Source organism: Mesorhizobium sp. M7A.F.Ca.US.005.03.2.1, from assembly GCF_003997795.1.
GTDB lineage: Bacteria > Pseudomonadota > Alphaproteobacteria > Rhizobiales > Rhizobiaceae > Mesorhizobium > Mesorhizobium ciceri.
Genome location: NZ_RZRP01000557.1, coordinates 1 through 4,224, shown reverse-complemented (window position 1 = coordinate 4,224; position 4,224 = coordinate 1). Strand labels below are relative to the sequence as shown.

Here is a 4,224-nt window from a genome sequence, read left to right as displayed (position 1 = left end):
GTAGATGCGCGCGCGCGGCGGCGCGGGCGCCTCCTCGGGCGTCGAGCGCCTGAGCACCGCGCGGATGCGGGCAATGAGCTCACGCGGGTTGAACGGCTTGCCGAGATAGTCGTCGGCGCCGAGTTCCAGGCCGATGATGCGGTCGACATCTTCCTTCAGCGCGGTCAGCAGGATGATCGGGGTGTGCGGCTTGCGGTCGCGCAAACCGCGGCAGATATCGAGCCCCGAGCCGTCCGGCAGCATCACGTCGAGCACGATCAGGTCGAATTGGCCGGAGCCAAGCCGTTGCTCGCATTCGCGCCGGTCCGCCGCCGCCGTGACGCGAAAGCCCTGGCTGTCGAGGTAACGCTGGAGAAGCGTCCTGATCTCGCGGTCGTCGTCGACGACGAGGATATGGGGTTGTGACTGCATGACCGTGCCGTTGCCGATGAATATTGGGACCCGTGATTGCAGGGGCTTGCCGCGATTATAGGAGAGCCGCGCCCGAGCGGCGTGGAAAATTGCAACCGAACGTTTCCGGCGGGCCATGGGAAACATTCGGAAACAAATTGCCCTTTTGCGGAAACCTTCGGCAACACGCCGACGCGAAGCGGACAAAGACGCTTCCTATCCTCTGAACCGTCCGAAGCATGAGAGAAAGGAACATCTTTATGCCAAGCAGACTTCTTGCGCTCGGCCTGTTTTCCGTCGCCGCAATTCACCCCGCGCTGGCGGCGCAGCCCGACCCCGGCGCCGGACCCGGTGAGCCGTCCCCTGTCATGGCCATGCAGGATGGGGCAGGCCACGGCCGGAATGGACCCGGCCCGCATGGACCGATGCGACCTGGTTCGCAGGGTTTCGGCCCGCAAGGCTTTGGCCCCCGCCGCATGGGTCCGCCGCCGGAATTCATGCTGGCCGCCCGGCTCGCCGCGCTGGAGACCCGCGTCGGCATCCGCACCGAACAACTCGACGCCTGGCGCGACTACACCAGCGCGCTGCAGGCGGTGCTTTCGCAGCCTCGGCCTGACCGCGGGCGGCCCGTTGGTGCTGAAGCGAAGGACCCCGACGCAGCAGGCCCGGGCGGCAAGCCCGATCCCTTCGCATTCCAGGAAAAGCTGGCCGACGACGTTACCGCCCGCGCGGTTTCGGCCGGCAGACTGAAGGAGGCGATCGCTGAACTGCGCGCCAAGCTGACGCCCGAACAACTCGAACTCCTCGCTTCGGCGGAACGTGCCCATGGATCACCCCCCGGTCCCTGGGGCGGTCCGCCGAACGATGCAGCCGGCCCCAGAGGCCTGCCCAACGATGGCAGGCAGCTCCCGCCCCAGCCCGGGAACGACGAGCAACTCTGACCGACTGCACCGGCCGGCCCGGTACCCAACCCGTTCTCGGGTCGGCCGGTTCTCCGGGGATGGCGGGCGTATCTCCGCCATCCTCGTTTCGATCACGCCCAGTTCGAATCGCGCCAATTCGGAACCATGCCCAATTCGAACCCTGCAATGGAAGCACGACAATGTGGGAAGCCATGATCATGCTGCGGCTGCTCGCGTCCGCCAGCCCGAGGCTCTCGTTCGGTCCTGTCGGGCGAGGCATGCCGCTGGCCCCGTCGGTCGACACGCTGAAGGGCGCGATCCGCCTGAGTTTCGCCGCCTGGCGGTTGTCGCTCCCGCTGTCGCAGCCGCTCGACAACCATGGGCATCATGACCGCAAGATCGCGTGAATTCCGGCAAGGCGCTTGGCATGTCCTCGCTGATCGGCATAATGATGTTGGTGGGCATCGCGGCCGGCTACTCGACCTTCGAGCAGCTCCGGCCGCCGAGAAGGAGCGCGACATGAGCCGCTTCGAAGCATTGCTCGTCGCCGCCCGCAGACCGGCGCGGCCCACCATCAAGATATCGGCCGGCATGCCTCGACCAAGCGGTCGATTGCCCGCGCCCGCAACTCCAGCGAAAGATCATTCAGTCCATGTCTATCCAGCCTAGCCCGTCTTTGCAGCCGGCACGCCGTCTGGCGCCCTGGACCGCGATGTTCGCATCCGCCTTTCTGCTGGCGGCCTGCTCGCAGGAGAGCAGCGCCCCCGCAGGCATGGGCGCGCCCGGCAAACCGGAAGTCGGCGTCGTCACCCTGCATCCGCAATCGGTGGCGATCACCGCCGAACTGTCGGGACGCACGGCGGCCTCGCTGGTTGCCGAAGTGCGCCCGCAGGTGAACGGCATTATCCAGCAGCGCCTGTTCAAGGAGGGCAGCGAGGTGGCGGCTGGACAGCCGCTCTACCTCATCGATCCGGCGAGCTACAAGGCGTCCTACGACAGCGCGGTCGCCGCACAGCAGAAGGCGGAAGCGGCGGTGCCTACGGCGCAGGCCAAGTTCGACCGTTATGCCGGCCTGTTGAAGCAGAACGTTGTTTCCAAACAGGATTATGACGATGCCGCCGCCACGCTGGCGCAGGCGCAAGCCGATGTCGCCTCGGCCAAGGCCAGTGCCGAGACGGCGCGCATCAGCCTCGACCGGACCTCCATCACGGCACCGATCGCCGGGCGCATCGACAAGTCCACGCTGACGCCGGGCGCGCTGGTGACCGCGAACCAGGACACGGTGCTGACCACCATCCGTGCCCTCGATCCGATCAATGTCGACGTCACGCAGTCGAGCACCAACCTGCTCAATCTGCGCCAGGCGATCTCGGAAGGGCGGCTGAAGTTCAGCGGGCCCAATGTCAGCGTGAAGCTGAAGCTCGAGAACGGCACCATCTACACGCAGACCGGCAAGCTGGAATTCGCCGGCGCCAATGTCGACCAGACCACCGGCACCTTTGCGCTCAGGGCCGAGTTCCCCAATCCCGACCGCCTGCTTCTGCCCGGCATGTATGTGCGGGCACTGGTCGAGGAGGGCGTTGCCCAGAACAGTTTCCTGGTGCCGCAGCGTGCCGTCAGCCGCAACACCAAGGGCGAGGCCACCGCCATGGTCATCAATGCGCAGGGCAAGGTCGAGACGCGCGTGCTCGCCGTGCGCAACAGCGTCGGCAACAACTGGCTGGTGGATTCGGGTGTCGGCGACGGCGACCGCGTCATCGTCGAGGGCATGCAACTGGTGCGCCCCGGCGGCGATGCGACGGGTGTCGAAGTGACGATCGACGAGACGACCGGCGAGGTCAAGGACCGCGGGCAGAGCACGTCCGCCGCACCGGCCGCGTCCAATGCGGCGAAACCGGCGCCTGCCGCCGCGACCGGGAACTGAGCGATGTCACTATTCTTCATCAACCGGCCGATCTTCGCCTGGGTGATCGCCATCGTGATCATGCTGGGCGGCCTCCTGGCGCTCACCTCGCTGCCGATCTCGCAATATCCGCAGATTGCGCCGACGACAGTCAACATCAGCGCCACCTATCCGGGCGCCGACGCGCAGACGGTCGAGAACTCGGTGACCAAGGTCATCGAGCAAGGCATGACCGGTATCGACAATCTCGACTACATGACGGCGACGTCGACCTCGACCGGTTCGGCCTCGATCACGCTGACCTTCACCACAGCGGCCGATCCCGATACCGCCCAGGTGCAGACGCAAAACAAGCTGCAGCTGGTGCAGTCGCAGCTGCCGCAGGTGGTGCAGAGCAACGGCATCACCGTCTCCAAATCCTCGACCGGCTTCCTGATGGTCATCGGCTTCGTCTCGACCGACGCCAAGATGAACTCGACCGATCTCGCCGACTATGTCGACGCCACCGTCAACGACACGCTGAAGCGCGTCGAAGGCGTCGGCTCGACGCAGCTGTTCGGCTCCGGCTATGCCATGCGCATCTGGCTCGATCCGGACCAGCTCGCCAAATACGCCTTGATGCCGAGCGACATTGCCTCGGCGATCGAGGCGCAGAACACGCAGGTTTCGGCCGGCCAGCTTGGCGGCCTGCCGGCGCGCAAGGGCCAGCAGCTCAATGCCACGGTGACGGCCAAGAGCCGGCTGCAGACCGCCGAACAGTTCCGCAACATCATCCTGAAGAGCCAGACCGATGGCTCTCTGGTCCGCCTCAACGATGTCGCCACCGTCGAGCTCGGCGCCGAAAGCTATACGACGCAGGCCAATTACAATGGCAAGCCGGCGGCCGGCGTCGCCGTCAATTTGGCGACCGGCGCCAACGCCATCAACACCGCCGAAGCGGTGCGTTCGACGATCGCCCGGCTGAGCTCGACCTTCCCGCAAGGGGTCGAGGTCGTCTATCCCTACGACACCTCGCCTTTCGTGCGGCTG

The 4,224-nt window shown here is 66.0% G+C and carries 5 protein-coding genes; 4 read left to right on the top strand and 1 reads right to left on the bottom strand.

What is annotated here, in order from left to right:
• Positions 1 to 411, bottom strand: a 411-nt coding sequence (locus EN991_RS25510; RefSeq protein ID WP_127369802.1) for a response regulator, incomplete at its 3' end; no start/stop codon positions are given.
• Positions 412 to 650: 239 nt separating this feature from the next.
• Between EN991_RS25510 and EN991_RS25505 the strand changes: the two genes are divergently transcribed.
• The 4 genes from EN991_RS25505 to EN991_RS25490 form a co-directional block, all read left to right on the top strand.
• Positions 651 to 1,331 (top strand): hypothetical protein, encoded by a 681-nt coding sequence (locus tag EN991_RS25505; RefSeq protein WP_127369801.1) that lies wholly within the window; start codon positions 651 to 653, stop codon positions 1,329 to 1,331.
• Between the two features lie 179 nt (positions 1,332 to 1,510).
• Positions 1,511 to 1,699: a hypothetical protein gene (locus tag EN991_RS25500; RefSeq protein WP_245461076.1), complete on the top strand. Its 189-nt coding sequence runs from the start codon at positions 1,511 to 1,513 to the stop codon at positions 1,697 to 1,699.
• Between the two features lie 245 nt (positions 1,700 to 1,944).
• Positions 1,945 to 3,216, top strand: a complete 1,272-nt coding sequence (locus tag EN991_RS25495; RefSeq protein ID WP_063168601.1) for an efflux RND transporter periplasmic adaptor subunit — start codon at positions 1,945 to 1,947, stop codon at positions 3,214 to 3,216.
• Between the two features lie 3 nt (positions 3,217 to 3,219).
• A partial coding sequence (locus EN991_RS25490) for an efflux RND transporter permease subunit (protein WP_206519249.1) occupies positions 3,220 to 4,224 on the top strand: 1,005 nt, incomplete at its 3' end.

What these genes read in the sequence shown, in the direction of transcription:
- EN991_RS25505 (WP_127369801.1), top strand. Translation starts at nt 651, where the DNA reads ATGCCAAGCAGACTTCTTGCGCTCGGCCTGTTTTCCGTCGCCGCAATT.
- EN991_RS25500 (WP_245461076.1), top strand. Translation starts at nt 1,511, where the DNA reads ATGCTGCGGCTGCTCGCGTCCGCCAGCCCGAGGCTCTCGTTCGGTCCT.
- EN991_RS25495 (WP_063168601.1), top strand. Translation starts at nt 1,945, where the DNA reads ATGTCTATCCAGCCTAGCCCGTCTTTGCAGCCGGCACGCCGTCTGGCG.